18 protein-coding genes are annotated in these 25,614 nt (G+C 66.2%); 11 read left to right on the top strand and 7 right to left on the bottom strand.

All coding sequences use genetic code 11. The features are described 5' to 3' along the window. The first annotated feature begins 39 nt into the window (after positions 1-39). Positions 40-1,089 (top strand): hypothetical protein, encoded by a 1,050-nt coding sequence (locus tag METFAM1_RS0108695; protein ID WP_157256690.1) that lies wholly within the window; start codon positions 40-42, stop codon positions 1,087-1,089. A gap of 397 nt (positions 1,090-1,486) precedes the next feature. Here the strand turns inward: METFAM1_RS0108695 and METFAM1_RS21400 are convergent, their stop codons facing one another. After that, positions 1,487-1,753 (bottom strand): helix-turn-helix transcriptional regulator, encoded by a 267-nt coding sequence (locus tag METFAM1_RS21400; RefSeq protein WP_081627202.1) that lies wholly within the window; start codon positions 1,751-1,753, stop codon positions 1,487-1,489. A gap of 558 nt (positions 1,754-2,311) precedes the next feature. On the opposite strand from METFAM1_RS21400, the gene METFAM1_RS0108685 reads away from it, so the two are divergent. From METFAM1_RS0108685 to METFAM1_RS0108670, 4 genes are all read left to right on the top strand, one after another. Then, positions 2,312-3,355, top strand: coding sequence for a GSCFA domain-containing protein (locus METFAM1_RS0108685; RefSeq protein ID WP_019919221.1), 1,044 nt, complete (start codon positions 2,312-2,314; stop codon positions 3,353-3,355). Next, positions 3,352-4,251 carry a WcbI family polysaccharide biosynthesis putative acetyltransferase gene (locus METFAM1_RS0108680; RefSeq protein WP_019919220.1) on the top strand — a complete coding sequence of 300 codons (900 nt, stop codon included), beginning with the start codon at positions 3,352-3,354 and terminating at the stop codon, positions 4,249-4,251. Before METFAM1_RS0108685 ends, METFAM1_RS0108680 begins: the two co-directional genes overlap by 4 nt. Positions 4,252-4,351: 100 nt before the next feature. Beyond that, positions 4,352-5,428, top strand: a complete 1,077-nt coding sequence (locus tag METFAM1_RS0108675) for a class I SAM-dependent methyltransferase (RefSeq protein ID WP_019919219.1) — start codon at positions 4,352-4,354, stop codon at positions 5,426-5,428. A gap of 11 nt (positions 5,429-5,439) precedes the next feature. Next, positions 5,440-6,114 carry a methyltransferase domain-containing protein gene (locus METFAM1_RS0108670; protein WP_024300586.1) on the top strand — a complete coding sequence of 225 codons (675 nt, stop codon included), beginning with the start codon at positions 5,440-5,442 and terminating at the stop codon, positions 6,112-6,114. Positions 6,115-6,116: 2 nt separating this feature from the next. Here the strand turns inward: METFAM1_RS0108670 and METFAM1_RS0108665 are convergent, their stop codons facing one another. Further along, positions 6,117-6,971, bottom strand: a complete 855-nt coding sequence (locus METFAM1_RS0108665) for a class I SAM-dependent methyltransferase (RefSeq protein ID WP_019919217.1) — start codon at positions 6,969-6,971, stop codon at positions 6,117-6,119. Positions 6,972-7,122: 151 nt separating this feature from the next. On the opposite strand from METFAM1_RS0108665, the gene METFAM1_RS0108660 reads away from it, so the two are divergent. Next, positions 7,123-8,094 (top strand): class I SAM-dependent methyltransferase, encoded by a 972-nt coding sequence (locus METFAM1_RS0108660; protein ID WP_019919216.1) that lies wholly within the window; start codon positions 7,123-7,125, stop codon positions 8,092-8,094. On the opposite strand, the gene METFAM1_RS0108655 is transcribed toward METFAM1_RS0108660, so the two are convergent. The 5 genes from METFAM1_RS0108655 to METFAM1_RS0108635 all read right to left on the bottom strand — a co-directional run bounded on the left by METFAM1_RS0108655 (position 8,042) and on the right by METFAM1_RS0108635 (position 18,186). Then, entirely contained in the window at positions 8,042-8,887 is an 846-nt protein-coding gene (locus METFAM1_RS0108655) for a class I SAM-dependent methyltransferase (RefSeq protein ID WP_019919215.1), read from the bottom strand. The two genes, METFAM1_RS0108660 and METFAM1_RS0108655, sit on opposite strands and share 53 nt — an antisense overlap. Beyond that, positions 8,884-14,061 (bottom strand): tetratricopeptide repeat protein, encoded by a 5,178-nt coding sequence (locus METFAM1_RS0108650; RefSeq protein ID WP_019919214.1) that lies wholly within the window; start codon positions 14,059-14,061, stop codon positions 8,884-8,886. Before METFAM1_RS0108650 ends, METFAM1_RS0108655 begins: the two co-directional genes overlap by 4 nt. A 13-nt stretch (positions 14,062-14,074) precedes the next feature. Beyond that, on the bottom strand, positions 14,075-15,958 hold the full coding sequence (locus METFAM1_RS0108645; RefSeq protein WP_019919213.1) for a glycosyltransferase: 1,884 nt from the start codon (positions 15,956-15,958) through the stop codon (positions 14,075-14,077). A gap of 86 nt (positions 15,959-16,044) precedes the next feature. Beyond that, positions 16,045-16,887, bottom strand: a complete 843-nt coding sequence (locus tag METFAM1_RS0108640; RefSeq protein ID WP_019919212.1) for a FecR family protein — start codon at positions 16,885-16,887, stop codon at positions 16,045-16,047. A 57-nt stretch (positions 16,888-16,944) separates the two neighbouring features. Continuing rightward, entirely contained in the window at positions 16,945-18,186 is a 1,242-nt protein-coding gene (locus METFAM1_RS0108635; protein ID WP_019919211.1) for a tetratricopeptide repeat protein, read from the bottom strand. Between the two features lie 423 nt (positions 18,187-18,609). Here METFAM1_RS0108635 and METFAM1_RS0108630 point away from each other — a divergent pair, with 423 nt between their 5' ends. The 5 genes from METFAM1_RS0108630 to METFAM1_RS0108610 all read left to right on the top strand — a co-directional run bounded on the left by METFAM1_RS0108630 (position 18,610) and on the right by METFAM1_RS0108610 (position 25,552). Then, positions 18,610-18,840 carry a PP0621 family protein gene (locus tag METFAM1_RS0108630; RefSeq protein ID WP_019919210.1) on the top strand — a complete coding sequence of 77 codons (231 nt, stop codon included), beginning with the start codon at positions 18,610-18,612 and terminating at the stop codon, positions 18,838-18,840. Beyond that, the gene (locus METFAM1_RS0108625) at positions 18,818-20,434 is read left to right on the top strand and encodes a sensor histidine kinase (RefSeq protein ID WP_019919209.1); all 1,617 of its coding nucleotides are present in this window, start codon (positions 18,818-18,820) and stop codon (positions 20,432-20,434) included. Before METFAM1_RS0108630 ends, METFAM1_RS0108625 begins: the two co-directional genes overlap by 23 nt. Then, positions 20,404-21,753 (top strand): sigma-54-dependent transcriptional regulator, encoded by a 1,350-nt coding sequence (locus METFAM1_RS0108620; protein WP_019919208.1) that lies wholly within the window; start codon positions 20,404-20,406, stop codon positions 21,751-21,753. Before METFAM1_RS0108625 ends, METFAM1_RS0108620 begins: the two co-directional genes overlap by 31 nt. Before the next feature lie 123 nt (positions 21,754-21,876). Further along, the gene (ampD, locus tag METFAM1_RS0108615; protein ID WP_019919207.1) at positions 21,877-22,431 is read left to right on the top strand and encodes a 1,6-anhydro-N-acetylmuramyl-L-alanine amidase AmpD; all 555 of its coding nucleotides are present in this window, start codon (positions 21,877-21,879) and stop codon (positions 22,429-22,431) included. A 259-nt stretch (positions 22,432-22,690) separates the two neighbouring features. Next, positions 22,691-25,552 carry a ribonucleoside-diphosphate reductase subunit alpha gene (locus METFAM1_RS0108610; RefSeq protein ID WP_019919206.1) on the top strand — a complete coding sequence of 954 codons (2,862 nt, stop codon included), beginning with the start codon at positions 22,691-22,693 and terminating at the stop codon, positions 25,550-25,552. The last annotated feature ends 62 nt before the right edge of the window (positions 25,553-25,614 follow it).

Raw genomic sequence — 25,614 nt, 5'->3', positions numbered from 1 at the left:
GAAGTCCGCCTGCGATTCAGACCAACGAGAATACGACCGATGAATGCCACAACAGATACAGCAAAGAACCCCTCTACTTTCGAGTGGTCTTTGGCCGCTTACTGTCTGCTTCTCATTCTTTTGAGCGTGCTTTATGCCGAGCCAGGCTCTACAGATGCGGCAAGAGTTTTTGGACAATCCCTCGTTTACGGGCTGGTAGCCGCCATCCCCTTTTCATTGGCAGCAATTCCGGGCAAGACGAACAAGAAAGTGCTGCTGGCTTTTATTGCGATCGTCGCGTCCTTTCAAGTAGGCCGCATGATCGCAGCGAACACCCAGGAGGCGAACGCTAAAGAGGCGCTGGGGCAGATAATTCCGGAGTTCGAAAAGGACGTATCTCGAGTTGAGGACGCTGCGAGAACGTTTTACGGCCCCACCCCTTCCGATTCAGCCCCTGATGCCAAGACCCCGGAAGCATCGCTTTCTAAGGTGAACCCTGGGTCCAAATCGTTGAGCAGCCGGGATGAAGCCGCTGTTCAGCTGATGCAACAAATCCAGACAGGTTTCAGATGGGTGGTCGACAGACAACTTGCCATGCAACAGAGCTATCAGGCTGACTTGGCCGCCGCGGGCTTAAATTCCTTACTCGACCCTCAAAGGCTTAAAGCAGACCCTACTGGAAACCAAGGCAAGGCCATTCTTGAAAGATCAAGGGCTGCTCTGATCAAACATCGACAAATTTTCGAAAAGTATTACGGCTCTATGATCGAGGACTTCAAGCAATTTGTGCCTGAAAATGAACACTCAAAAGGGTTCTACCGGGGCATGAGAGATTCCTTTCCAAGGGGCTTGGAGAACACCACTCGGAGCTGGGATTACGAAGAGAAAATTTTGCACGAATTTACCGCGCTTGTTGCTCTTTTCAAATCTGCCCAGGGATGGGACGTGGTGGACGGCAATCTGATGTTTCCTACGGATGCGCAGGCGGAAGAGTACAATCAACGGTTGGCGAGAATCGACAGCTACTCAAGGGAACAACAGGCTCTCATAGAAGAAGGACAGAGAGGGCTTCGTAACGCTCTCAGCACAATGAAAGACATTGTGCAGTAGAAAGAAAATCGGCCTGAAAGGAAATCCTTCCAGGCCGTGAGTATGACAATTATGCTTTGAGTTGCCTTAGCGAAGCGTCACGCCATCAGCCATTTCGATCCAGGGCGCTTCGTCCCAGGATGTGAGGCCCGGGAGCTCCTCGCCGTAGTACTGGTCACGGGAGACGGCGATGCACTCCATACGCTTGTTGTGGCGAAGCCAGAACTCAACGATGGCCGTACTTGCTACCCGGCGGGGTTCATTTGGCGATTCAACCGGTTCGAGAGCTCCTGTCTTGCCTATCGCTCCTGATTAGGGTTGTGCAGCCGTGGCTCGGGAGCGCTGCGCGGTTGGCTGATCGGCCGACTGGTCTGCTATCAAAGCGGGTTCAGGGCGCTCGCTTATATCGCAGCCGCCATCAGAGTTTTGCGGACTTGCGGGGACGACCTGGCCCGCGCCTGTTCTCTGTAGGTCGTGCAATAGAAGGTGAGCTCTTTTGCGCGAAAGCTGGCTCAAGCCGGTCGTTAACGGCGGCCCAAAAGACATCACTTCTCCAATACACGCGGCGACCGCCGAGTGAATGGGGCGGCGGCAACACGCCAGCTCGGATGTGATTCGAGATCGTTCGAAGGCTTACGCCCAGCAACTCGGCGGCTTGCTGGCGTGTAATCGGGGCGGAGTTCATGTGACGACAGGGGCGGTGGTGGCTGACTGTTTCTATAGCTCCCGGACTTATCCCCCTCGTCTCCGAGGTTTCGCTTCGGGATCTCGAGCGAAATTCCTCGGGTGGCTGGCGCCTCGAAGATTTTGGAGGTTATGAAAATAGGTTTTGATATCGGCATAAAAAAATGTGCCACTTTTGTGCCACTGTGCCACTCAACGCATGCATCGACTTGCTTTTTCTTTCCCTCTGTTGCACTCTAAGTTGCTGATTTTTCAATGGTCAGCAGATTAGGCTTTGTCTGGAAAGAGGGTGTTTTGACGTTCGGGACGCAGGGGCCGGAGGTTCGAATCCTCTTTCCCCGACCAAGAATCCCGCAAAAAAGCCACCCTTCGGGGTGGCTTTTTTGTTTTCCGGTTCAGGGCCCGGAGCGAAGTCCTCGGTCGAAAGTCCGTATGCATGCCCGGGCCTCTCCCCGAACCGGACGGCCGGCCTCGTCCTGCTGCGCCCGCTGCGGGTCGAAAAAGCCTCCCGTTCAATGTAGCCTTGGCGACCCGGAACGAAACAGCACTGCTCACCGCAATGTCGCATCCCTACACCGATCTGCCGGATACCGCCTTCTGGTCGCGAACCGCTGGCGTTGCCGGATTCGACATGATGCAGGTCCCGGCGCCGAACGACGGTTTCGTGATCCATACGACGGACAGGATCGTGTCGGCGGGCAGCTGTTTTGCGCAGCATCTGGCCCGCCAGCTGCCGACGCGGGGCTTCAACTACCTGGTGACCGAAACAGGGCCGGCGGATCGCCTGTTCGGCGTCTATCCGGCGCGTTTCGGCAACATCTATACCGTTCGGCAGCTGCTTCAGCTGTTCGAACGCGCGTACGGATTGTTCGAGCCTCGCGTGCAGGCCTGGCGCTGGTCCGGGGCCTTCGTCGACCCGTTCCGGCCCAACGTCGAGCCGCAGGGCTTTGCCACGCTCGACGCTTTGCTGGCGGACCGTGTGTCGCACCTGGCGGCGGTGCGCCGGATGTTCGAGCAGTGCGACGTATTCGTGTTCACGCTGGGAATGACCGAAGCATGGGTGTCCGATGTCGATGGCGCCGTGTTTCCGCTGGCGCCCGGCGTACATGGTGAGCCGGAAGGGGAGTCGAACTGCCGCTTCCACAATTTCTCGGTACCAGAAATGGTGGATGACCTGCGGCGTCTCGTCGGCAATCTGCGCGTGCTGAATCCATCGGTGAAACTGGTACTGAGCGTTTCGCCAGTGTCCATTGCGGCCACCTATGAGCCGCGTCATGTGCTGGTCTCCAACAGCTACACCAAGGCGGCGCTGCGCGTGGTCGCGGACATGATGACGCGAGAGGATGATCTGACCACCTATTTCCCGTCCTATGAGTGCGTTGCCGGCCATCACACGATGGGGCGCTACTATCAGTCTGACATGCGGCATGTGACCCCAGAAGGTGTGCGCGACGTGGTCGATTACTTCACCCGCTTGTACCAGGCACAGGGCCCGGCGGCCGCGAAGCCGGGGCTCACGTCGTCGGCGGCGCAGACCACCCGGTCGGAGCGTGACCAGTGGTATGAAGTGTGGTGTGACGAAGAGCAGCTGACGGCACCATGAGATTCGGCATCGTCGGTAATTGCCAGTCGCGCGGCCTGCTCGACTGCCTGGAAGCGCTGGCGCCCGATCACCTGTTCGATGCGATACAGGTCGAGCAGCTGGAGGATGGTGACGAGTCGACGCTGGCGGCCGTGATGGCTCTGGCGAACGAGGTGGATGTGCTGTTTGCGCACCTGCCGGAATATGCGGTTGCCAGTGCAGGGCCCCAGCAGGCCTTGCGGAACGCCCTGTCGCGGGCGCGCCCGCGTTCGGTGATCGCCATTCCCACCGTGGTGTTCGGCGGCTTTCATCCGGACAGCTGCGTGCTCCGCTGCAACGGCACCTATGTGCAGACTGTCGCCTCCCACTATCACTCGGCCATCATTGCCGGCGCCTACCTTTGCAAGCTGCCCGCGACGCGCGTACCCGCGCTGTTCAACCGCTTCGTCTATGCCGGACTGGGTTATGTGAGCGACTTTGCGCACCACCGGCAGGCCTTGCTCGATAACTTCTCGAGTCTGGGCTTCGATGCCGGCTACATTTTTGCCGCCCGTCGCATCTTCATGCACTGTCCGAACCACCCGGCGGTGTCCGTCCTGTTCGAGCTGGCAAAGCAGATGCTGGCCCGGGTGAATGTCGAGCCCCTGGCTGTGCCTCCGCCGGAGGACTGGCTGTTGAAGAACTCACTGCTGTGGCCGGTCTATCCCGGGTTGCCGGGATCCACGCCTGGCGAGAGTGACGAGGTGGCGCCCGCCAGTTCGCTGCACCTTACCCACGGCGAGCGAGTGATTTCCTGGGCGGAACTGATTGAAAGCAGCTACGCGTGCTACACCGACAATCGTTTGGAAAGTGCCGACTGGCTGTCGCCGGCCATCGAGCGTGCGGCACGATTCCTGAATGAGCACGTCCGCCCATGAACGATGCGCCGGCCGCTGACCGATTTGCCGGTGCGCTGTCCGTGCCCGGAGAGGGCAGGACCTTGCTGCGCGCACCCTCCGAATTCTCGACGACCTACGCATGAACATCTATCACGCCGACATCCAGATCGCCGCCGCCCGGTATCTGGGATGGATGCCGGACTGCATCGCCGTCACCGACGACGACATCACGGTATCCGGATGGGCGCTGTCGATCTGGAACGCGCCGGCGCAGCTGCGCTTCCTGATCAACGGCGCCGACTTCGATCAGGTTGATCGCGCGCTTGCGTCGCCGGACCTGCTGGCGCCGTTCGCTCACATTCCGCATGCCGTGAATTCGCGCTTCTTCTGCAGGCATCGCCGGGACGGCCGGCCGGACCTGTTTGCCGACGGCTTCATCCGCCTCAACGTGACCGGCCCGTTCGGCGAACACCGGCTGTCGTACCGCACCGCGTGGTATCTGGCCGACCCCGCGCGTGAGCCCGACATGCCGTCGCCAGCGCAGATCGAGCGCGTCATCGGCACGGACAACGCGCAGATCTTCCGTCTGGGTGGCGCGACCATCGCGAGGCACGTCGAGCAACTGCTGCTGGAGCGCTTCGACCGCCCGATCGGCTCCTTCGAGGCCATTCTCGACTGGGGGTGTGGCGCGGGCCGGCTGAGCCGCTACCTGTCGCTGCTCTCACCGGCGGTGACCGGCATCGACATCGATGCCGACAACGTCGCCTGCTGCGCCCGCACGCTGCCCGGCGCCCGCTTCATTCACATCGACCTGATGCCGCCCACGCCCTTTGCCGACGGCGCCTTCGATCTGGTGATCGGGCTGTCTGTGCTTACCCACCTCGACGAGCCGGTGCAGGACGCATGGCTGGCGGAGCTGCGTCGCATCACGCGCCCCGGCGCGCTGCTGATGCTGTCGGTTCAGGGGCTCGCACAGATGGTGTTTTTCGACACGCCGCCGACGCTGAATCTCGAAGTGCATCGCAGGGGCATCCTGGATACCGGTGCCAACGACCAGCTGCAGGCGGTGATCGACCATCCTTCGTACTACCGCAACGTGATGCATTCGCCCGACTACGTGATGACCCGCTGGTCGCGCTGGTTCGATGTGCTCGACATCATCCCCGCCATGGCCGGCACGCAGGACCTCGTGCTGCTCCGGCGACGCGCGGACTGAAAGGAAGCGGCATGCATCCGAGCGCGATGGAGAACGGCCGGCTGTTCTTCGCCACCTATTTCGAAGCGGCTGCTCCGGCGCTGATACTCGACATCGGTTCGCAGGACATCAACGGCTCCCTGCGGCAGCTGGCTCCTGCGGGCGCATGCTATGTGGGCCTCGATTTCGCCGCCGGTCGCGGGGTGGACGTGGTGCTGGACGACGCTTACCGCCTTCCGTTCGAAGACGGCGCGGCAGACGTGGTCGTGAGCAGCTCTTGCTTCGAGCATGTCGACATGTTCTGGCTCACCTTCAACGAAGTGCTCAGGGTGCTCAAACCGGGCGGGCTGTTCTACCTGAACGCGCCGTCGAACGGCGAGTTCCACCGCTATCCGGTCGACTGCTGGCGCTTCTATCCGGACGCCGGCGAGGCGCTGGTGCGCTGGGGCACGCGCTCGGGTTACCGGCCCGCCCTGCTGGAATCATTCACCGCCTACCAGCGGCTCGACATCTGGAATGATTTCGTCGCGGTATTCGTCAAGGATGCAGCCTGCGCGACGCGTTACCCGGCGCGCATGCTGGATCGCATCGAACGCTACATGAATGGTCGTCGATACGGCGTCGAGGGCATCCTGAATGTCCAGGCCGCCACCGAGGACGGCGCCCGCCTGCAGGCCCTCACCGGGCACGCCAAACCGCAGCAGTAAGGTCAGCCCACCTTGCGCAGCCACAGGCTGCCACCGGTGTTGCGCAGGCACAGCGGCATCCGTGTTTCGAAGAAGTCGCGATGGAAGTGCGACATGAAGGTGTTCATCAGCAGCACCTGGAAGCGGCTGTTGTCCTGCAGGAAGGCGCGGACGAGATAGGCCTCGTTCCAGGCGATGCCCTGGTAGATCCACTCCTTCGGATATTCGAACGGATAGAAGATGTCGTGCAGATGGATCACGACACCCGGCGCCAGCGCCGGAAAGATTTCGAACAGCAGGCGGTTGACGTCGCTGCCCACCTTGCCGACGTGCGTCGAGTCGATGAACAGCACGTCGTTCTCTTCCAGCTGCCTGAATACGTCGATATCGACTTCCTGCAGCGGGCTGGCGATGAGGGTGGACCGGGCCGCGTCGTCGGCGCTGATCAGGGCCTGCAACTGCTGCGGGAAGGGGTCGATGAAGGTGGTATGCAGTGTGCGTCCCAGAAAGTACTGGTTGGTATCGAGCGTCACGCACGAGGAGTAGCCGGAGCCGACCTCGACCAGCCGTCGTGGCGCCAGCGTGCGCAACATGCAATGCAGCATGATCGCGTCGGAGTGGCCGTAGGCCGGATTCAGGTAGTGGTAGCGCAGTCCGGGACTGGGCTGGTCGGCGAACGGGAGGGTGGAGTAAAGCAGCGCGAAGCGCTCCAGCAGGGCCCGTTGCGCAGCCTCTCGCATATCGATGCCGGGCAGTTCGCGCGGGACGGTGCCGAACAGCCGCTCTTCATTGCGCCGGATGTCCTGCGGATCCGGGTAGGGCGAATAGAAGTGCCCGGCTGGAAACAGCTCGGGGACGACCTCGGGGGGCTGCTTCATCGCGTAATTTCCGACTCGAATGGACCGACTGCGCCGCGCGGCCGTGTCAAACTCGCCGCTGACCTGCAATCGTCAGCCTGCTTCGCTGCGGCATTATTGCATGCCGGTTCGCCGCGGCATCCCACGAACACCCCGCCCTGCACAACACGCCATGTCGAACAGCCCATGCGTCCCTGATATCGACCTCGACCTTGCCGGCAGACTGGATACGGCCTGGGGTGACCCTGCCGACTGGGTCGCGCATGGCCTGCACTGGACCCATCTTCCTGCGGTCAAGGCGCGCCTGCATCGGCAGGTTACCGGCGATGCATCGATCGAACCCCTGGAGTGGTTCTTCGGCGTCGTCGGCGCCCATCAACCCTTGCCGCTTCGGCGCGTGCTCTTCCTCGGCTGCGGCCAGGGCAGGGACGAACGCCTGGTCGCCCGATCGGGCTGGGCGGACGAGATCGTGGCCATCGACCTGTCCGCGAAAGCACTCGATCTCGCGCGCGACCAGGCCAAGGCCGCCGGCGCGCGCATCCACTACGTGCAGGCGGACATGAACAACCTGCCGGTGGGGCAGAGCGGTTTCGAACCCGGCAGCTTCGACGCCGTGCTGGGCATTTCCAGCGTGCACCACTGCGCAAACCTCGAAGGTCTGTATGCGAGCGTGGCACAGCTGCTGGCACCGGCGGGCTGGCTGTTTCTCAACGAGTACGTGGGGCCCGACCGCTTCCAGTGCGCAGACTCACAACTGCGTTTCATGAACCAGCTGGTCGACATGCTGCCGCATCACCTGCGCACGACGCGCGATGGACAGCTCAAAGGCAATCTGTGGCGGCCGTCGGTCGATGAGGTGGTTGCGGTGGACCCGACCGAGGCGGTGCGCTCGTCGGAAGTGCTGCCGCTGCTCGACCGTCATTTCGACGTGGTCGAACATCGACCCTATGGCGGCACGCTGATGCGCGTGGTGCTGGCCGGTATCGCGCAGAACTTCATGAACGCAGAAGCCGAGCCCTGGCTGCACGCGCTGCTGCGCGCCGAGGACGATCTTTTCCGGTCAGGGCGCGTGCACTGGGATCTCGCGTGCGTCATCGCCCGCGCGCGGAGCGCAGCCACTGCGCCACCCAATCCGTATCGTTGATGCCGAGCGAGAACATGGCGTGCGGCGCCTCCACTGCGTGCTCGGGCGGCAGCGCCGCATAGGTCTGACGGATCAAGGGCTTTCGGTCAGACAGCACGGTGTTCTGCGGGTCGAGCCCAGTGATCACCGTCAGTCCGGTTGGCGCGGTCGGGATGGTGATGATCTGCAGATCCGGCCGCAGGCTGCGCAGACAGGGCACGATCTTCCAGCCGTCGCCGGTATAGAACCCAGTCCTGCGTTCGCGCTCGGCGGTGGCGGCGGTCAGTGGCAGCGTGTCGTGCAGCAGCACGACTGCACCGGGCGCGGCGTGGCGCTCGATCGCGATGAAGTCATCCAGTACCGTTTCGAAGCGGTGGTCACCGTCGATGAAGGCGAGGTCGAAACCGTCGGGCGTCAGCCCGCTGTCCGCCGGCAACGCGGCGAAGAAGTCGGCGCTGGTCTGCCAATACAGGCGCGCGTTGCCGTGACAGCGCAGCAAGGGGTCGCCAAGCGGCGCAGGGTCTACGCCCACCGCTCGCGTCGGGGGCAGGGCCAGTGCCAGCGTATCGCCTTTCTCGACCCCGATTTCCAGATACAGCCGCGGTGTCAGGTGCGCGTGGAACCAGGCCAGCCAGAAACGGTAGTCGGGGCCGGGCCAGCGCAGCCGCGCCAGCGCGACGTGCACGCCGGGAAGGTTGGGCTCGCGGGCCAGCGCCTCCAGCAGGCAGTCGCGTGCGGCGTCGGTCCGTCCGCGGGCCATCAGGTGACGGAAGCGCCGCAGCGTGGGCTCTTCCAGCGGATGAAGGGTGTTCATCGCGACGCCTCCGACAGCGCGTCGCGCAGCATCTGGCCGAAGCGTTCAGGGCTGTAGCGGGCGTCGCACTGATCCCACGCGGCGCGCTGCTGTCGGGCCCACAGCGCGTCGCTGCGCAGCAGGCGTGCGATGCCGCGAGCAAAGGCGTCAGCGTCACGTGCGGACTGGATGTCCATGCCCGCTGTCCATTCCAGCTGCCGCACCAGCACCGCCGAGGCTACGACCGGTACACCATTGGCGGCCGCTTCGATCACCTTGGCCGGCACGCCGCCGGCGAACCGCACCGGTGCGACGAACACACGTGCGCGGTCATACAGCGGCTCCAGACTGTCCACAGGGCCGAGCAGCTGCACCTGCTCGCTGGCGAGGTCGCTCACGCGACGCGAACGGTTGATGCCGACGACGGACAGCACCGGTGGCTGCGGCAGCAGCGCGCGCAGCCTGGGCAGGACCTCGGTGATGAACCAGACGAGGCCGTCCTCGTTCGGTGTATCCGGATGCAGCGCGCCGACGAACAGCAGCCCGCTGCGATGCTGCGGCCCCGGCGCCGTCCGGCGGGCCGAGATCGCGTGGCTCAGTATCCGCACCTGGTGGCCGGCGGCACGGAACAGCCGGGCATCGCGTTCCGATACCACCCACACCTGATCGGCCCCGCGCGCCAGCGCGAGTTCGGCGGCCAGCCGGGCCTGTGCAGCGGCCCGCGTGAGCGGGCGCCCCCTGACCGCCGCCTCCGGAATCTCGCGCAGTGCGAACAGTGCTTCGGCGTCATAGATCATGCGCATGCCGGCGAACAGTTCGGGCCGGCGCCGGAGCAGCGGCGACAGCGCCTGCAGATTGGGCGGTCGGCTCACCACCATGACGTCATATACACCGCGACGCTGTTCGAGAAAGGCTTCGAGCCCGCTCATGCCGGGGCCGAGCGCCACTTCCGTGCTCGGCGGCAGCGAGGCGTACACCTCACGCCAGTCATCCTCCTGCTGCCACAGCGGAAAGAAGGTGACCGGCCAGTCGCGCAGCGCATGCAGCATCAGGCGCGCGCGTGGCAGGCCGCCGCCCTTCACCATGTGCGGCACCTCGTTGTCGAGGATGAGCACCCGCGGGCGGCGCGGGCGATCCTCAGGCGAGCGCCAGCGGTCACCCGCCAGCGGCTGCGGCGCGGGTGCTGGCTGGTCCTTCAGCCATTCGCGATGGCAGTCCACGAAGCGCTGCCTGTTGTCGCGCATCTGCCGCGGCGCTTCGTCGCCGGTGGCGCTGCCCCATTCCAGATGTTCGACCAGCACCGCCGGCTCGTACACGACGCGGAAGCCGGCGCGCCAGGCGCGCAGGCAGAAATCCGTGTCCTCGTAGTAGGCCGGCGCGAAGCGCTCGTCGAAGCCGCCCAGCATCCGCCACAGCGGCGCGCGCACGGCCATGAACACGCCGGACACATAGTCGGTCGCCCGGCTCGCCATCGCTGCCGGACAGAAGGGGTCTTCGTCGCGGCCGATGCCCAGCGTCGAGCCGTCGCGGAAAATCACGTTGCCCGCTTCCTGCAGTCCGCCCGCGGTCAGCACGATGCGCCCGCCCAGCACACCGATCGCCGGTTCGGCGTCGAGCCGGGCGAGCGCCGCCGTCAGCGCCCCCTGCTGCAGGATGGCGTCGCTGTTGAGGAACACCAGATGACGCCCGCGCGCCAGCGCGGCCGCCTGATTGGCGGCGCGCAAGAAACCGGCGTTCTCCTCGTTGCACACGATGCGCGCGCCGCGCACGCGTTGCAGCAGCAAGGCTGTTTCGTCGTCCGACGCGTTGTCCACGATGACGGTTTCGAACAGCGCACCGCGCTGGTCGGCCAACGCCTGCAAAGTCGTACGCGTCAGTCCGGCCTGCCCGTAGAGGATCACGATCACCGACAGATCAGGCGTTACGCTCGCCGGGATCTCCGGCAGTTCGAGCACTGTGGTCTTGTCCAGCCACACCTGGAGCGCGCGGCGCGCGCGGGCGCGGACCTGTGTCTTGGGGTCGTCGTCGGGGCCATGCGTTGGAAGCGAGCCGACGGCGCGCTCGCACATCTGCTCGATCTGGCGTGCAAGCCGGCGTCCATCGAGCAGCGGCGATCCGCACAGGCGCGGGCGCAGCGTGCTGCGATGCTGCCGGAGCGCGTCGACATCGGCGGCCAGCGCGGTCGCGATGTCCACATAGGCGGCCTCGCTGTCGGCCACCCAGCTCTCCAGTCCGAGCGAGGCCAGCACGGACAGCCCCTGGCGCGCGCCGGCCCGGTCGCCCGCCCGGCTGATCACCGGTACGCCCATCCAGAGCGGTTCGAGCAGGCTCAATCCGCCGTTGCCCGGAAAGCTGTCGAGCACCACATCGACCTGCTGCAGCCATTCGAACAGTCCGGCCGGGCTGCGCGGCGGGTCGAACTCCACGCGCGCGCCGCTGATGCCCTGAGCATCCAGCACGGCCAGGATGTGGGCGCGCTGCGGCCAGTCGCTCGCGACTTCACCGATGAAACGGATGCGCGACTGTGGCGTGGCGGCAAGCACGCGGGCCCACATATCGAGGCAGCCGCGGGTCATGCGCAGTCCACGCGCGGTGACGCCGAAGGTGACCACGCCATTGCGCAGCAGCGGCGGCGGCAGCGGCGCCGGTGCATGAAGCGGCGGGTCCCAGCACCACTGGCCGCCATCGAGTCGCCACAGTGCCTCTTCGTGCAAGCCCTCGTGTGCGACCGGCACGGCGTGCGCATCGGTCAGCAGTACATCGAACAGCCCGCCGGCCGTGACCGGGCAACCGAGCCAGCCCACCTGCAGTGGCGCGACACGGCGGGCGTAGGCCTCCAGCAGTTCGAACTGGCCTTCGAACGGATGCAGCCCGCCGGCATCGATCACCACGTCGATGCGGTTCGCCGCGCACGACGCGGCCAGTCCGGCGGCCACGAGCGGCTCGCGGTGGATGTGCGGCGGCAGGTCCGGCAGCGGACGGTTGCTGAACAGGAACACCTCGCACTGCTCCGCGTCGTGATTCGCCAGCACCCGGCGCAGCAGGCTCTGGTGCAACTGCCCCGCGACGTAGGCGATGCGCAGGCGTGCGCCGTGGCGGCGCAGTGCGGGCAGGCGCGGTGCACGTCCGAGGCCCGCGCGCAGCTTGAGTGCCCGGTAAAGGTCGCGCGCGGCCCGCGCGAGATCGGCCGGCGTTGACGCGTCGAACAGCGTCGCGCCATACAACGCCGCGCTGGCGATCCACGGATCGGCCGGGCCGTCCTCGACGGCGGCAGCGAGCAGGCGGGCGACGCAGTCATGACCATGGCGCGCAACAGCCACGGTCAGCGCGTCGCGCAAGGCGGCCCGCCGTTCAGGTACCGAGGCCTGGCTGAGCGCCGCGCGCGCACCCGGTGTGGCGAGACCGATGAGGCGGGCCATCACGGCGGCTGCGCCGGCCGCGTTGCGGCGCTCGCTCGACAGGCGACGACACAGGTCCAGTGCGCGCACCGCGTCGTCCGGCTGCAGGCTGCCTTCGGTCAGCAGCCGGGCCTTCATCAACAGGGCGTTGGCATGGTCTGGTTGCGGGACCAGCACCGCGTTGACGGCCTCCAGACCGCGCTGGAAATCGCCGGCACGCAGGCAGGCTTCGGCCAGTTCGAGCAGGGGCAGCACGTCGTCCGGCTGCAATGCGCGCAGGCGCAGGAAAGCCAGCTGAGCCTGGCCCGGGCGCTGGTCAGCGAGCAGTATCCAGCCCAGTTGCCGCAGGCTGTCGCTGCGATCCGGCTGCAGCAGCAGGGCGGTTTCGATGGCGGTTTCGGCTTCGCTCAGCCGGCGCTGCCGCAGCCTCACCTCGGCCAGGGCCCGCCACGCATCGACCTGCTGCGGGTCGTGCGCGACCGCCGCCTGCGCGAGCTCGGCGGCCCGTGCCAGCTCGTCGCCGGCGGCGAACACGAAGGCCGCCTGCACCCGCGTGGCCTGATCGTCCGGGGCGAGCGCGAGCGCGCGTCGCAGGGCGTCCTTCGCCACCTGCGGTTCGCCCTGCTCAAGCGCCAGCCAGCCCAGCACGCGCAGCGCGGCCACGTTGTCCGCGTCGAGGCGCAGGGCGCGCACGAGCGCGCGCCGCGCGAGGCCGCCGCGGCGGCGCTGGCAATGCACCGCAGCCAGCAGGCGCCACAGCTCGCTCTCGCCGGGCGCTGCGCGCAGCAGAGACCACAGCAGCCGGCGCGCCTCGGCGGTCCGCTTCAGGTCGAGCAGCACCTGCACCTTCAGCGCCTGTACCGGCAAGGACCGCGACGCTTGCTGCAATGCGAGTTCCAGCAGCCACAGTGCCGCTTCCGCGCGACCCCAGCCGGACTGGATCTGCGCGCGACGCAGCAGCGCGTCCGCATTCGTCGGGTCGCGCTGCTGGACTTCGGCAAAGCACTGCTCCGCCGCCTCCAGATTTCCCGAACGGTGCTGCAGCACGCCGAGCAGGTACCAGGCGTCCGCCCGTTCCGGATGGCTTTCCGTCTGTCGGCGCGCCAGTGTGATCGCGTGGTCGCGTCGGCCCTGGTCCCACTCATGACAGACCTGTTCGCTCAGCAATTCGGCGTCAAAGGGCAGATGTTCGAGTCCGCGGGCGAGCGCCCGGCCGGCCAGATCGGGGCGCCGCAGCGCCGCGTGGCACTGCGCGAGATGGCGGTGCAGCGTGCGCTGTTCCGGCGCGCCGTGAGGAAAGGCCGCAATGGCTTCCTCGTACAGGTCGATTGCCTCGCCGTGTGCGCCCTGACGCTGCAGCAGCCATGCCGACTGCAGCAAGCGCGGCGGCTGGCGGGAAGCCTGCAGCGCCTTCCCAGCCCAGCTCGCGGCCTCGGCCACCTGATCGATGTCCTGCAGCAGCCAGGCCAGCGTGAAGGCGGCTTCGTCCAGACCGGCATCGAGCAGACAGGCGCGGCGCAGCGCGTCGATCGCTGGCGCGTTGTCACCGCGTCGCTGGTGCAGCAGGCCGACATACCAGTGCAGCGGTGCATGGTGCGGAGCGCGGGCGAGTGCCGGCATCAGCACGCGCGCGGCGGCATCCGTCTGATCGGCGTCGAGCAGGAAGTAGCCCAGCGCGGCGGCGGCCGACGGTCCTCCATCGACGGCATGCGCCTGCTGCGCGCACTGCAGCGCCGCCACCTTGTCGCCGTCGGCGAAATGCCGCCACGCCTGCCGGGTCAGTTCCGTGCCGTTCACCGCGCCGGGCTGCTCAGACGAAGGAGCCGTCGCCGCGTGCCGCGGGCCGCCGGGCCACCACCGTGAACATCGCCACCTCCCTGTTCTCGGCTGGCTGCTTCTGGCTGTGGAAACTCACCGTGCATTCGGTGAAGCCGAGCACGCCAAGCGCCGACACGAAGAACTGCGGCGTAAACAGCCACCAGGTGTGCACCTGGGGCGTGGCGGTGTTCGGCAGCAGCCAGCACGAGGGCGCATCGCCCAGCGCCGGGTCGTACAGTTCGGTGACCACCATGGTGTGCCGGACCCGTTCGGCGACGCTCTGCAGCAGATCGAAGGGGCGGCGGCAGTGCAGCAGCACCGACGCCAGTATGCCGATGTCGAAAGGGCCGAAACCGGGTGGGAGTTCATAGGGATCACCTTCGAACACCCTGACCCGCGAGTCATGCTGCCGATGCAGGTACCAGAAGGAATTGCGCACCTTCTCGATCTGTTCACCGAACATCTCGCGCCAGGCCGGCGTGTCGAAACCTTCGAGCGGCACGACGTCCCACAGATGCGACATCGGGGGCTCTACGCAGGTGACGGTCGCACCGGCCGCCTCCATGCAGAAGGACAGGAATCCGCTCGCCGGACCGATCTCCAGCACCGATTGACCGGTGACGCAGACGTCGCCCAGGTAGCCGAACGGATCGGGCCGCAGATCCCATTCGCCGGTCACTTCCGTGCCGTCGGCCAGATCACAGGAATGATAGAAGCGGCAGTCTTCGAGACGCGGCGCACGAGGCGCGACTTCGCGCATGGCGGTGGGGAGTGGTCCGGGCGTCACCGGAGAGGTGGCGCTGTCGAGGGCCGTGCCTGCGCTGTCGCCGTCGTCGATAGTCGACCGGCTTGCGTGCAGGGCCAGCAGGCTCAGCAGTTCCCCGACGACGAGCGGCGTGGACACCACGTGGGCCGCTGCCTGACGCAGCGCCGCGTCTCTGTACGACGCGCTGAGCACCGGGTCGTAAAGATGCCGCAGCGCCTGCGCCCAGTCGTTGATCGACGCTTCGGGCGCGAGCACGAAACCGCCGTCGCCGACGAGGTCGGGCAGCGCGCCGCGCGTGCTGGCCAGCACCGGCAGGCCATTGATCTGGGCCTCGATCACGGTGCGGCCGAAGGACTCTTCCCATACCGAAGGCATCAGCAGTACCCGCGTGCGGGCGAGCACCTCGCGCATTTCGCGGGTCGGGCTGCACCATTCGATATTGCCCAGCCGCCCTGCGCGCTCGAGGCAGTAGGCGCGCCAGTGCGGGTCGATGTGCCAGCTTTCGACGACGAGGAAGGGTAGTTCCGGGCAGGCCGCGGCCAGCGAGAACAGGATTTCGACGCCCTTGATCGGCGTCGGATTGACGAACAGCACCTTGTCGCCAGTCTGTCCGCTGACATAGGACTCGGGCGCCACCACCGGCGGTATGACCGCGCAGTCGATGCCGTACAGCGCGCGCCAGCGCCGTGCGGTGAAGGTCGAATTGGCGAGATACAGCAGCGACGGGTGAGGCGCGAGATGGCCTGCGAGCTGGTGTGTCTCGACGTTGTGCAGGTAGATCGCGGTAGGGCGTCCGGTCGTCAGACTGGCCAGCACCATCGGTGCCAGCGCGGTGCCGTTCTGCACGACGATGACATCGGCAGCCCAGGCGGCGGCAGCCATCGGCAGCGCCTGTTCCGGCGCGTCGGTGCGCAGTACGAGGTAACCGAGGCTTTCATCGCCGCTCGCCGGCTGTTCCTCAGCGGTCGGGTCGGCCCGCAGACGACCGCACAGCACGGCCGCATCGGCGCCCATCGCCTTGATCGCCAGGCAAAGGTCGTGCGTGGAGGTCTGCAGCCCGCCGGTGAGCTCGGGCAGATGAGCATAGTTCGAAGCAAACAGGACGCGCATGGCCCACTCGTATTGTCAGGGCGGCGGGAGCATGGTCCGGTGAGACGAACCTGTCCACCCACCAGGCCCACTACCGGGGAGGGCTATCAGGAAGCGACGGGCGTCTGGCCGACCCCGAGGATGTTGCGCAAGGTCTGTGTCGGATTGGCGGTTTCCCTGGTGTCGACGACGTTCCGCAACCTGTCGTTGGCCAGCGAATTGCCCGGGTTGGTGGTCCCGCCCGGCGTATTTCCGGTGCTGAGCAACTGGCCGCTGGGGGCCGGCGACGGATTGGGATTGACCTGGTTGACGTTGTTCGGCCGGGTTTCCAGCTGGCTCAACAGCAAGTTGAGCTGTTGCGGTGATGTACGTGACGGTGTCGAAACGCCCTGGGAACCGATGCTGCTGCCAAATCCCGGACGCGTAATGGTCTGGCTGTTGCCGCTGTTGTCGGTCGCCCGCATCTGCTGGCCGAACAGGAAGGTGCCGCTCGTACTGTTCGCCTCTGAGTTCACCACGGTGATGCCGCCGCGGATCTCCACCTTGCCGTGCGCTGTGGCGATTTCGGTCGCGGTGGTCTTGCTGATGTGTCCGCCGACCACGCGCAGCAGGCCCTGGTTCAGGCGCAGCCGGATCTGGCCCTGCCTGCTGGCCGGGTCGTAGTTGAAGGTTTCGATGACCAGCTCGGAATCGGCGCCCAGCGTGACGGCCGACTGGTCGAGGAAAAGAACGTGCAGTTGCCCGTCCGGTCCGGTGCGCAGCGTTTCGCCGGGAACCACATTATCGCCGACCATCACGGTCTTCGCGTTGGTAGTGGCGGGGGCGCTGGACGTGATGGCGGACACCACGCCCGCACGGGGCGTTGATGCGGTCTGCGCAAAGGCGGTCGGCAGCGCGGCGCTGGTCAGCGCGGCGGCGATCCACCAGTCTTTCGAAATCGGCGGGGTCATTGCATGTTCCTCGTGCAATCGTAGCGGTTCATTGTCAGGTGCAGGGCTGTGCGCGCTTCAGAAGCGATAGGCCGCTGCACCGAACAAGGAAGAATTCTTGTTGCGGAAGTTGGGCAGGTTGGCGTCGGTGTCCATGTGCTCGACCTGGATCAGCAGCGACCAGGCGGCCGACAGTGCCACGGTGTTGCCGATACCGATGCGCCACTCGGTATCCCGGCGCTTCCGGGTCGGATCGACCGACGGATCGGCGGCCTGGTAGTGGCGCTGATGTACGCCGCCCCAGATCGAGGTCGTCCAGGCGCCGCCGTTGGCGACGAAGGGGTTTGCATAGCTGAACGCATAGGTCAGCCGCCCTTCGTAGCCGTCGTAGTCGTAGTAATCGCGGTCGGTGCGATGGAAGCGCGCGCGCAGTTCGCCGCTCAGTGCCGTGCCCGGGCTCAGTTCCCGGGTCAGACGTACGCGGAACAGATTGTCCGGGCCACCGAGCAGGCCGGCGTTCGGCACGTCGATGCGCGAGGCGTAATCGAAATTGCGGTACTCGTAACCGGCGTCGATCACCGTGCGCTCGTTGATCAGATAGCCCACATCGAGCCCGGCGCCGTAGCTGTCCAGATATTTGTGGCCTTGTGCGCTGAGCGTGCCGACGATGAGGTGAGGGCGCAGGGTGAGGCCCGGCGCGCCGGTGGCGGACGGCTTGAAGCGGATGCCGCTGGTCACCTCGACCAGCGCGAGGTTGTACGGATCCGCCTGACTGGGCGACAACCGGGAGCCGGACGAAGAGCTGTACTTGATCACCTGGGCCACCAGCGAACTAACGACGGCCGCCTCGTTCTGCGTGCCGAGGTCATAGCGGTGGTCCAGACGCAGGGTCGCCTGCAGATCGGTGTCCGACTTCGGCTTGAACGGCGAGGCGACCGCCAGCGGCAGGCCGCCTGAGAGCACCGTGTCGCGGTCGGAGCGCGCCGCCGGGTTGGTCTGCGCGCGCACGCCGAACACCAGAAGACCGTCGAACTGCGACACCTGGTTGCGCTTGCTGACATCGCGCAGCAGGTTCTCCGCAACGGTCCTTTGCTCACCCGTCAGGCGGCTGTCATCGAGCGCCTGCCGCAGCAGGGCTTCCGACATGCTGTAGGACGCCAGGCGGTAATACAGCACGGCCAGTTCTACGCGCACGGCCGGGTGAGCGGCCGGATCGAGCAGCAGGCGTTCCATGGCGGCGATGCCGCCCTCGTAGTTGCCGTCCTGCACGAGCAGGCGGGCATAGTTCAAGCCGGCTTCCATGTCGGCCGGCGCACGCATGACTTGCTGGAAGGCCTCATCGACCTGCCGGTCGAGCGGCCAGTTTCCCGGGGTCTGGGCATGTGCCGAGGCACACAGAAATGCCCCTGCGGCAATGATCGCGAACGGCCGCGGCCGGAAAGCTCGGTGGTCAGTCAGACGCCTCAATTAGGGTTCCTCGGCTTTGGACAGTCGTATATATACGGCCGGAATGTAACAGAACTGTACGTCCGGGGCCGCTGAGAATCGCCCGCCGTTGCGGCGTTCGCGCCCACCCTGAATGCAGCGGCCGGCGGTTCGAATCCGGGCGACTGCGCCCCCTATTACCGATCAGAGTCCTGCAACAATGCCGCCCTGCGGTGTCGCTCTCCTGTTTTCTATGCCCGCTGCCCGGCCAAGCTGGTACGCTGCTTTTCCTCCGCATTCCGCCTGCTGTCGCCCGAGATGTCCCGCATCCTGTTTTTTGCGCTCCTGGCCTTCCTGGCCTGGCTGTGGTTCTTCAAGAAACCCGCGCGCAACAAGTCTGAAAAGAGCAAGCCCGCCGAGCCGGCGGTCGAGCGCATCGTGCAGTGCGCCGAGTGCGGTCTGCGCCTGCCCGAGGGCGAAGCACTGTTTTCCGATGCGCAGTACTTCTGCTGCCCCGAGCATCGCGATGCTCACGACAGCCGGGTCTGACGGCGCCGCCGCGCTGCCGGTGGCGCGGGTGAGTTCGCTGCGCTACTTCAATCTGTATCGCCTGCTGATCGCCTCGGTGCTGGTTGCGCTGGTGTTCGGCGTGCCGGGCGAGATCAGTTTTGCCGATTACCGCGGCGCGCTGTTCGCCAGCGCCGCGCGCGGCTACTGGGTGTTCGCCGTCTGCGTCATGCTCGGCGCCGACCGCCTGCTGCCGACCGATGACGCACGGCTGACCGCAGGCGTACTCGCCGACATCTTCTTCCTCACGCTGCTGACTTACGCGGGCGGTGGGCTCAGCACCGGTCTGCCCTTCATGCACGTGGTCGTGCTGGCGTTCGCTGCACTGGTCGGGCAGGGGCGCCTGGCGGTGTTCTACGCGGCGGTGGCCAGTCTCGCCATGCTGTTCCAGCAGGCGATGCAGTGGGTCACGCTGGGCTCCGACGCCGGTGGCTTCGTGCATGTCGGCTCGATCAGCATCGGCTTCTTCGCCACCGCGATCGCGGTGCGCCTGCTGGCGCGGCGGGTCATCGCCAACGAGTCGCTGGCGCGCGAGCGGGGTCGCGACCTGGCCGAGCAGGTGCGGGTGAACGAACGAGTGATCCGCGACATGGACGACGGCGTGCTGGTGGTCGATACGCTCGGCCACGTGCGGCAGGCCAATCCGCAGGCGCGCCGCCTGCTCGATCCGCTGATGCCGCGGCCGGTCATGCTGGCCGACTATTCGCCGGCGCTTGCCGCGGCGATGGCGGCACAGGCCGACCCCGACCGCGAACGCGTGTTCGTGCTCGATCTGCCGTCGCGCCCGGCGGCGCTGCGCGTGCGCTGCGTGCCGGCCGGCGGTGCCGGTGGGCATCTGGTGTTCATCGAAGATCTGGCGCGGCTGCGCGAACAGGCGCGGCAGATCAAGCTCGCTGCGCTCGGCCGGCTGACCGCCAGCATGGCGCACGAGATCCGCAACCCGCTGGCCGCCATCAGCCAGGCGGCCGAACTGCTGCAGGAGGAGCGGCGCGCCGAGACGCAGGCACGGCTCACCCGCATCATCGGCGACAACGCGCAGCGGCTGGACCGCATGGTCAGCGACGTGCTGGAACTGGGCCGCCGCGACCGCGCCGAGCCGGAACTGCTCGAACTGAGTGCTTACGTGCGCACCTTCGTCGATGAATTCGCGATGCGCGAGCCGGGCGTGCGTGCGCGCGTGCACATCGAAACCGGCGCGCCGGCGAGCATCTGGTTCGATCGCGGCCATCTGCACCAGGTGCTGTGGAACCTGCTCGGCAATGCGCTGCGCTTCGCCGGCCCGGACGACGGCGCGGTGCGCCTGACGGTCAGCGCGACCGAGGACGCCACCCAGCTCGACATCGTCGACAACGGCCCCGGCGTCACCGACAGCGCGCGCGCCCACCTGTTCGAACCTTTCTTCACCACGCACAGCCGCGGCACCGGGCTCGGCCTCTACATCGCGCGCGAACTCAGCGACGCCAACGGGGCCACGCTCGACTTCGTGGATAATTCGCCGGGTGCGCACTTTCGCCTGCGCGGCCTGAACAGGAGCTTGGACGAATCATGGAACGGCGGCGGACTGAGCGGGAGCTGAAGGTGCTGGTCGTCGACGACGAAGACGACCTGCGCGAACTGCTCGACATGTCGCTCGCGCGCATGGGCCTGCACGCCTCGCTCGCCGGATCGGTCGGCGAGGCGCGTGAACTGCTCGGCAAGGAACGCTTCGCGCTGTGCCTGACCGACATGCGCCTGCCCGATGGCGAAGGCATGGATTTGGTGCGTCACATCGCCGAACACCACCGCGATCTGCCGGTGGCCGTCATCACCGCCTTCGGCAGCATGGACAACGCGGTCGCCGCGCTGAAGGCGGGCGCCTTCGACTATCTCGCCAAGCCGGTGTCAATCGAACAGCTGCGCGCGCTGGTGCGTTCGGCGCTCGACCTGCCGACGCGCGGCAGCGAGGTGCGACCGGCCGGCACCGACGCGCTGGTGGGCGACGCGCCGGCCATGACCCAGGTGCGCGAAACCATCGCCAAGCTCGCGCGCAGTGGCGCACCGGTGCATATCCACGGCGAATCGGGCAGCGGCAAGGAACGCGCGGCGCGGCTGATACACGAGCTGGGTGCGCGGCGCGAAGGGCCTTTCGTCGCGGTCAATTGCGGCGCCATACCCGAGAACCTGGTCGAGTCCGAGTTCTTCGGTTACGCCAAGGGCGCCTTCACCGGCGCCGACGCCGACCGCGAAGGCTATTTCCAGGCGGCCCGCGGTGGCACGCTGTTCCTCGACGAAGTGGGCGACCTGCCGCTGGCGATGCAGGTGAAGCTGCTGCGCGCGATACAGGAGAAGTCCGTACGCCGCGTCGGTGCGCGCGCCGAAGAGGCGACCGACGTGCGCCTGATCAGCGCCACCCACCGCAATCTGCGGCAGATGGTGGACGAGGGCCGTTTCCGCCAGGATCTCTTCTACCGGCTCAACGTGCTCGAACTGCGCATGCCCAGCCTGCGTGAGTGCCGCGAATCCATCCCGCAACTGGCGCAGACCCTGCTCGAACGCATCGCCGCCGCCGACGGCAAGAAGCCCGAACTGACGCGTGCGGCGGTCGATGCGCTGTGCGCCTATCCCTTCCCCGGCAATGTGCGCGAACTGGAGAATGTGCTCGAACGCGCCTACGCGCTCAGCTCCGGTGAGCGCATCGACGCCGCCGACCTCGGCCTGATGCCGGTCGACGACGAAGTGCCTGATATGCCGGCCGGCGAACTGCCGCTGCAGGACTATCTCGACCGCATGGAGCGCGCCGCCATCGAGGACGCGCTGCGCAAGACCCGCTACAACCGTACCGCGGCGGCCCGCCTGCTCGGCGTCACCTTCCGCTCGCTGCGCTACCGGCTGCAGCGGCTGGGCATCAATGACTGAGTGCAGCGGCCACCGTCGTCAGGATGTTGGGCGCCTTGTCGTGAGCAAGCGCGCTCCCGCAAGCAGCCTGCCCCGACGTGGGAGCGAGCTTGCTCGCGATCTGCCGCTGCCCGGCCACGCCCGATGACCACCGATTTCCTTATCGACGCCGATGGCTGGTGTACCGCCGCCCGCCGCATCGAATCGCCCAATTCCGACCCGCGCCCTGAGGGCGAACCGGTGTCGCTGGTGGTGATGCACTGCATCAGCCTGCCGCCGGGCGAATTCGGCGGCCCCTATATAGAAGACCTCTTCCTGAACCGGCTCGACCCGGCGGCCCACCCGTACTTCGTCGACGTCGCGCCGTTGCGCGTGTCGGCGCATTTCGTGGTGCGGCGCAACGGCGAACTGCTGCAGTTCGTGTCGAGTACGCGCCGCGCCTGGCATGCCGGCCGTTCGAGCTGGGGCGGGCGGGAGGGCTGCAACGACTTCTCGGTCGGCATCGAGCTTGAAGGTTGCAACGTGCTGCCCTTCGAGGACGCCCAATACCGGTGCGCCGCAGCGTTGATTGATGCGCTGCGCAAACGGCATCCGGTGGTCGACGTGGTAGGTCATTCGGATATCGCGCCGGGAAGAAAGATTGATCCCGGTGCCTGCTTCGACTGGAAACGCTTGCCCGGCGTCATCCGGTCGGACTGATTCCCGCCATACCGGCGTTTGCGCCGGGTTACGCCTCGCCAGCCCTTGTCCGGTGCGATTCCCCTGCACATCGAAGGGTGATTTTCAGGCCGCCGCGATGCCGCTTAGCAGAAAAATCGCGCTTGCGGGTGCCGGATTGGCTCACTAGAATTAGTAGCTCATCGAGCTTCAACCACTACCTATAGTGGTCAGTTAGCGAAATCCCATCAAAAACCGCTTCTCCGTCGCGCTCGCGACGGCCTTACAGGGAGACGTCCGCATGCAATTGACCGCCGAACACGCCAGCACCCGTCCGCAGTCCCCCAGCCCCGACCAGATCAGCATCGACGAGCTGCCGAACACGGCGGCGCTGCACGCCGATTACAAGGTGATCCGCCGCAACGGTGCGGTGGTGAATTTCGAGCCGGCCAAGATTTCGATCGCGGTGACCAAGGCTTTCCTGGCGGTGAATGGCGGGCAGGGTGCCGCGTCGGCGCGCGTGCGCGAACAGGTGGCCGGCATCACCAGCCAGGTGGTGCAGGCGCTGGTGCGTCGCCAGCCGCACGGCGGCACCTTCCACATCGAAGACATCCAGGACCAGGTCGAACTGGCGCTGATGCGTTCGGCCGAGCACGACGTGGCCCGCGCCTACGTGCTTTACCGCGAGAAGCGCGCCGCCGAGCGCGCGCAGAAGCAGCACGCGGTCGAAGCCGCGGCCGACCAGCCGGTGCTGCACGTGGTCGACGGCAACCGTCGCATGCCGCTGGACCACGCCGCGCTGCGCGGCCTGATCGAAGCCTCGTGCGAGGCGCTGGGCGACGTGGTGTCGGTCGACGCCATCCTGAACGCCACGCTGTCGAACCTGTACGACGGCGTGCCGGTCGAGGAAGTGCGCAAGTCCGCCATCATGGCCGCCCGCTCGCTGCTCGAGCAGGACCCGGCCTACGGCTACGTCACCGCCCGCCTGCTGCTGCACACGGTGCGCGCCGAAGTGCTGGGTGAGGAAACTTCGCAGGCAGAGATGGCCACTGCCTACGCCGAATACTTCCCGCGCTACATCAAGCTGGGTATCGAAGCCGAACTGCTCGATTCCAAGCTGGCCCAGTTCGACCTCGCCAAGCTCGGCGCCGCGCTGGACCACCGCAATGACCTGCGCTTCAACTACCTCGGCCTGCAGACGCTGTACGACCGCTACTTCCTGCACATCCGCGACCGCCGCATCGAACTGCCGCAGATCTTCTTCATGCGCGTCGCCATGGGTCTGGCGCTGAACGAAATCAACCGCGAAGAGCGCGCGATCGAGTTCTACAAGCTGCTGTCCAGCTTCGACTTCATGAGCTCGACGCCGACGCTGTTCAACAGCGGCACGCTACGTCCGCAGCTGTCGTCCTGCTACCTCACCACGGTGGCTGACGATCTCGACGGCATTTTCGAGGCGATCAAGGAAAACGCGCTGCTGGCCAAGTTCGCCGGCGGTCTGGGCAACGACTGGACGCCGGTGCGCGCGCTGGGTTCGCACATCAAGGGCACCAACGGCAAGTCGCAGGGTGTGGTCCCCTTCCTGAAGGTGGTCAATGACACCGCGGTCGCGGTGAACCAGGGCGGCAAGCGCAAGGGCGCGGTGTGCGCCTATCTGGAAAGCTGGCACCTCGACATCGAGGAATTCCTCGACCTGCGCAAGAACACCGGCGACGACCGCCGCCGCACGCACGACATGAACACGGCGAACTGGATTCCCGACCTGTTCATGCGCCGCGTGATGGAAAACGGCGAATGGACGCTGTTCTCGCCGGCCGACTGCCCGGACCTGCACGACCTGTACGGCAGCGCCTTCGAGCAGGCCTACACCCGCTACGAAGAGAAGGCCGCGCGCGGCGAAATCCGCCTGTTCAAGAAGACGCAGGCCGTGGCCCTGTGGCGCAAGATGCTGTCGATGCTGTTCGAAACCGGCCACCCGTGGATCACCTTCAAGGACCCGTGCAACCTGCGTTCGCCGCAGCAGCATGTCGGCGTCGTGCATAGCTCGAACCTCTGCACCGAAATCACGCTGAACACCTCGGACACCGAAATCGCCGTGTGCAACCTCGGCTCGGTGAACCTGGTCGCCCACCTGAAGGACGACGGCAAGGGCGGCAAGGCGCTCGACCACGACAAGCTGCGCAAGACCATCCGCACCGCGATGCGCATGCTCGACAACGTCATCGACATCAACTACTACTCGGTCGGCAAGGCGCGCAACGCCAACCTGAAGCACCGCCCGGTCGGCATGGGCCTGATGGGCTTCCAGGAAGCGCTGCACGAACTGCGCACGCCGTACGCCTCCGACGCGGCGGTCGAGTTCGCCGACCGCTCGATGGAAGCGGTGGCCTACTACGCCTACTGGGCCTCGACCGAACTGGCCGAAGAGCGCGGCCGCTACTCCAGCTACAAGGGCAGCTTGTGGGACCGCGGCATCCTGCCGCACGACTCGCTGGACATCCTGGCCGAGCAGCGTGGCGGCTACCTCGAAGTCGACCGCTCGGTCACGATGGACTGGGACGCGCTGCGCAACCGCATCGCCAACTACGGCATGCGCAACTCGAACTGCCTGGCGATCGCGCCGACCGCCACCATTTCGAACATCATCGGCGTCGATGCCAGCATCGAGCCGACCTACCAGAACCTGTTCGTCAAATCGAACCTGTCGGGCGAATTCACCGTGGTGAACGAGCACCTGGTGCGTGACCTGAAGAAGCTGGGTCTGTGGGACGAAGTGATGGTTGCCGACCTGAAGTATTTCGACGGCTCGCTGTCGCGCATCGACCGCATCCCGGCCGACATCCGCGCGCTCTACGCCACCGCTTTCGAAGTCGAGCCGAAGTGGCTGGTCGAAGCCGCGTCGCGCCGCCAGAAGTGGATCGATCAGGCGCAGAGCCTGAACATCTACATGGCCGGCGCCTCCGGCAAGAAGCTGGACGAAACCTACAAGCTCGCCTGGCTGCGCGGCCTGAAGACCACCTACTACCTGCGCGCCATGGGCGCCACCCACGCCGAGAAATCCACCGGCCGCGGCGGCGAACTGAACGCGGTGCCGAGCCAGTCGGAAGAGCCGGCGCCCAAGTTCTGCGCCATCGACGATCCCACCTGCGAAGCTTGCCAATAAGCACGTCCCGCCCGTGCCTGCTTCGCAGGCGCGAGCGGGGGGATGAGGGGCTAGGGGCCAGG

The sequence above is a fragment of the Methyloversatilis discipulorum genome (assembly GCF_000527135.1).
GTDB lineage: Bacteria > Pseudomonadota > Gammaproteobacteria > Burkholderiales > Rhodocyclaceae > Methyloversatilis > Methyloversatilis discipulorum.
Note: the sequence above shows the minus strand (reverse complement) of the source record. Positions and strands in the feature narration are given on the sequence as shown.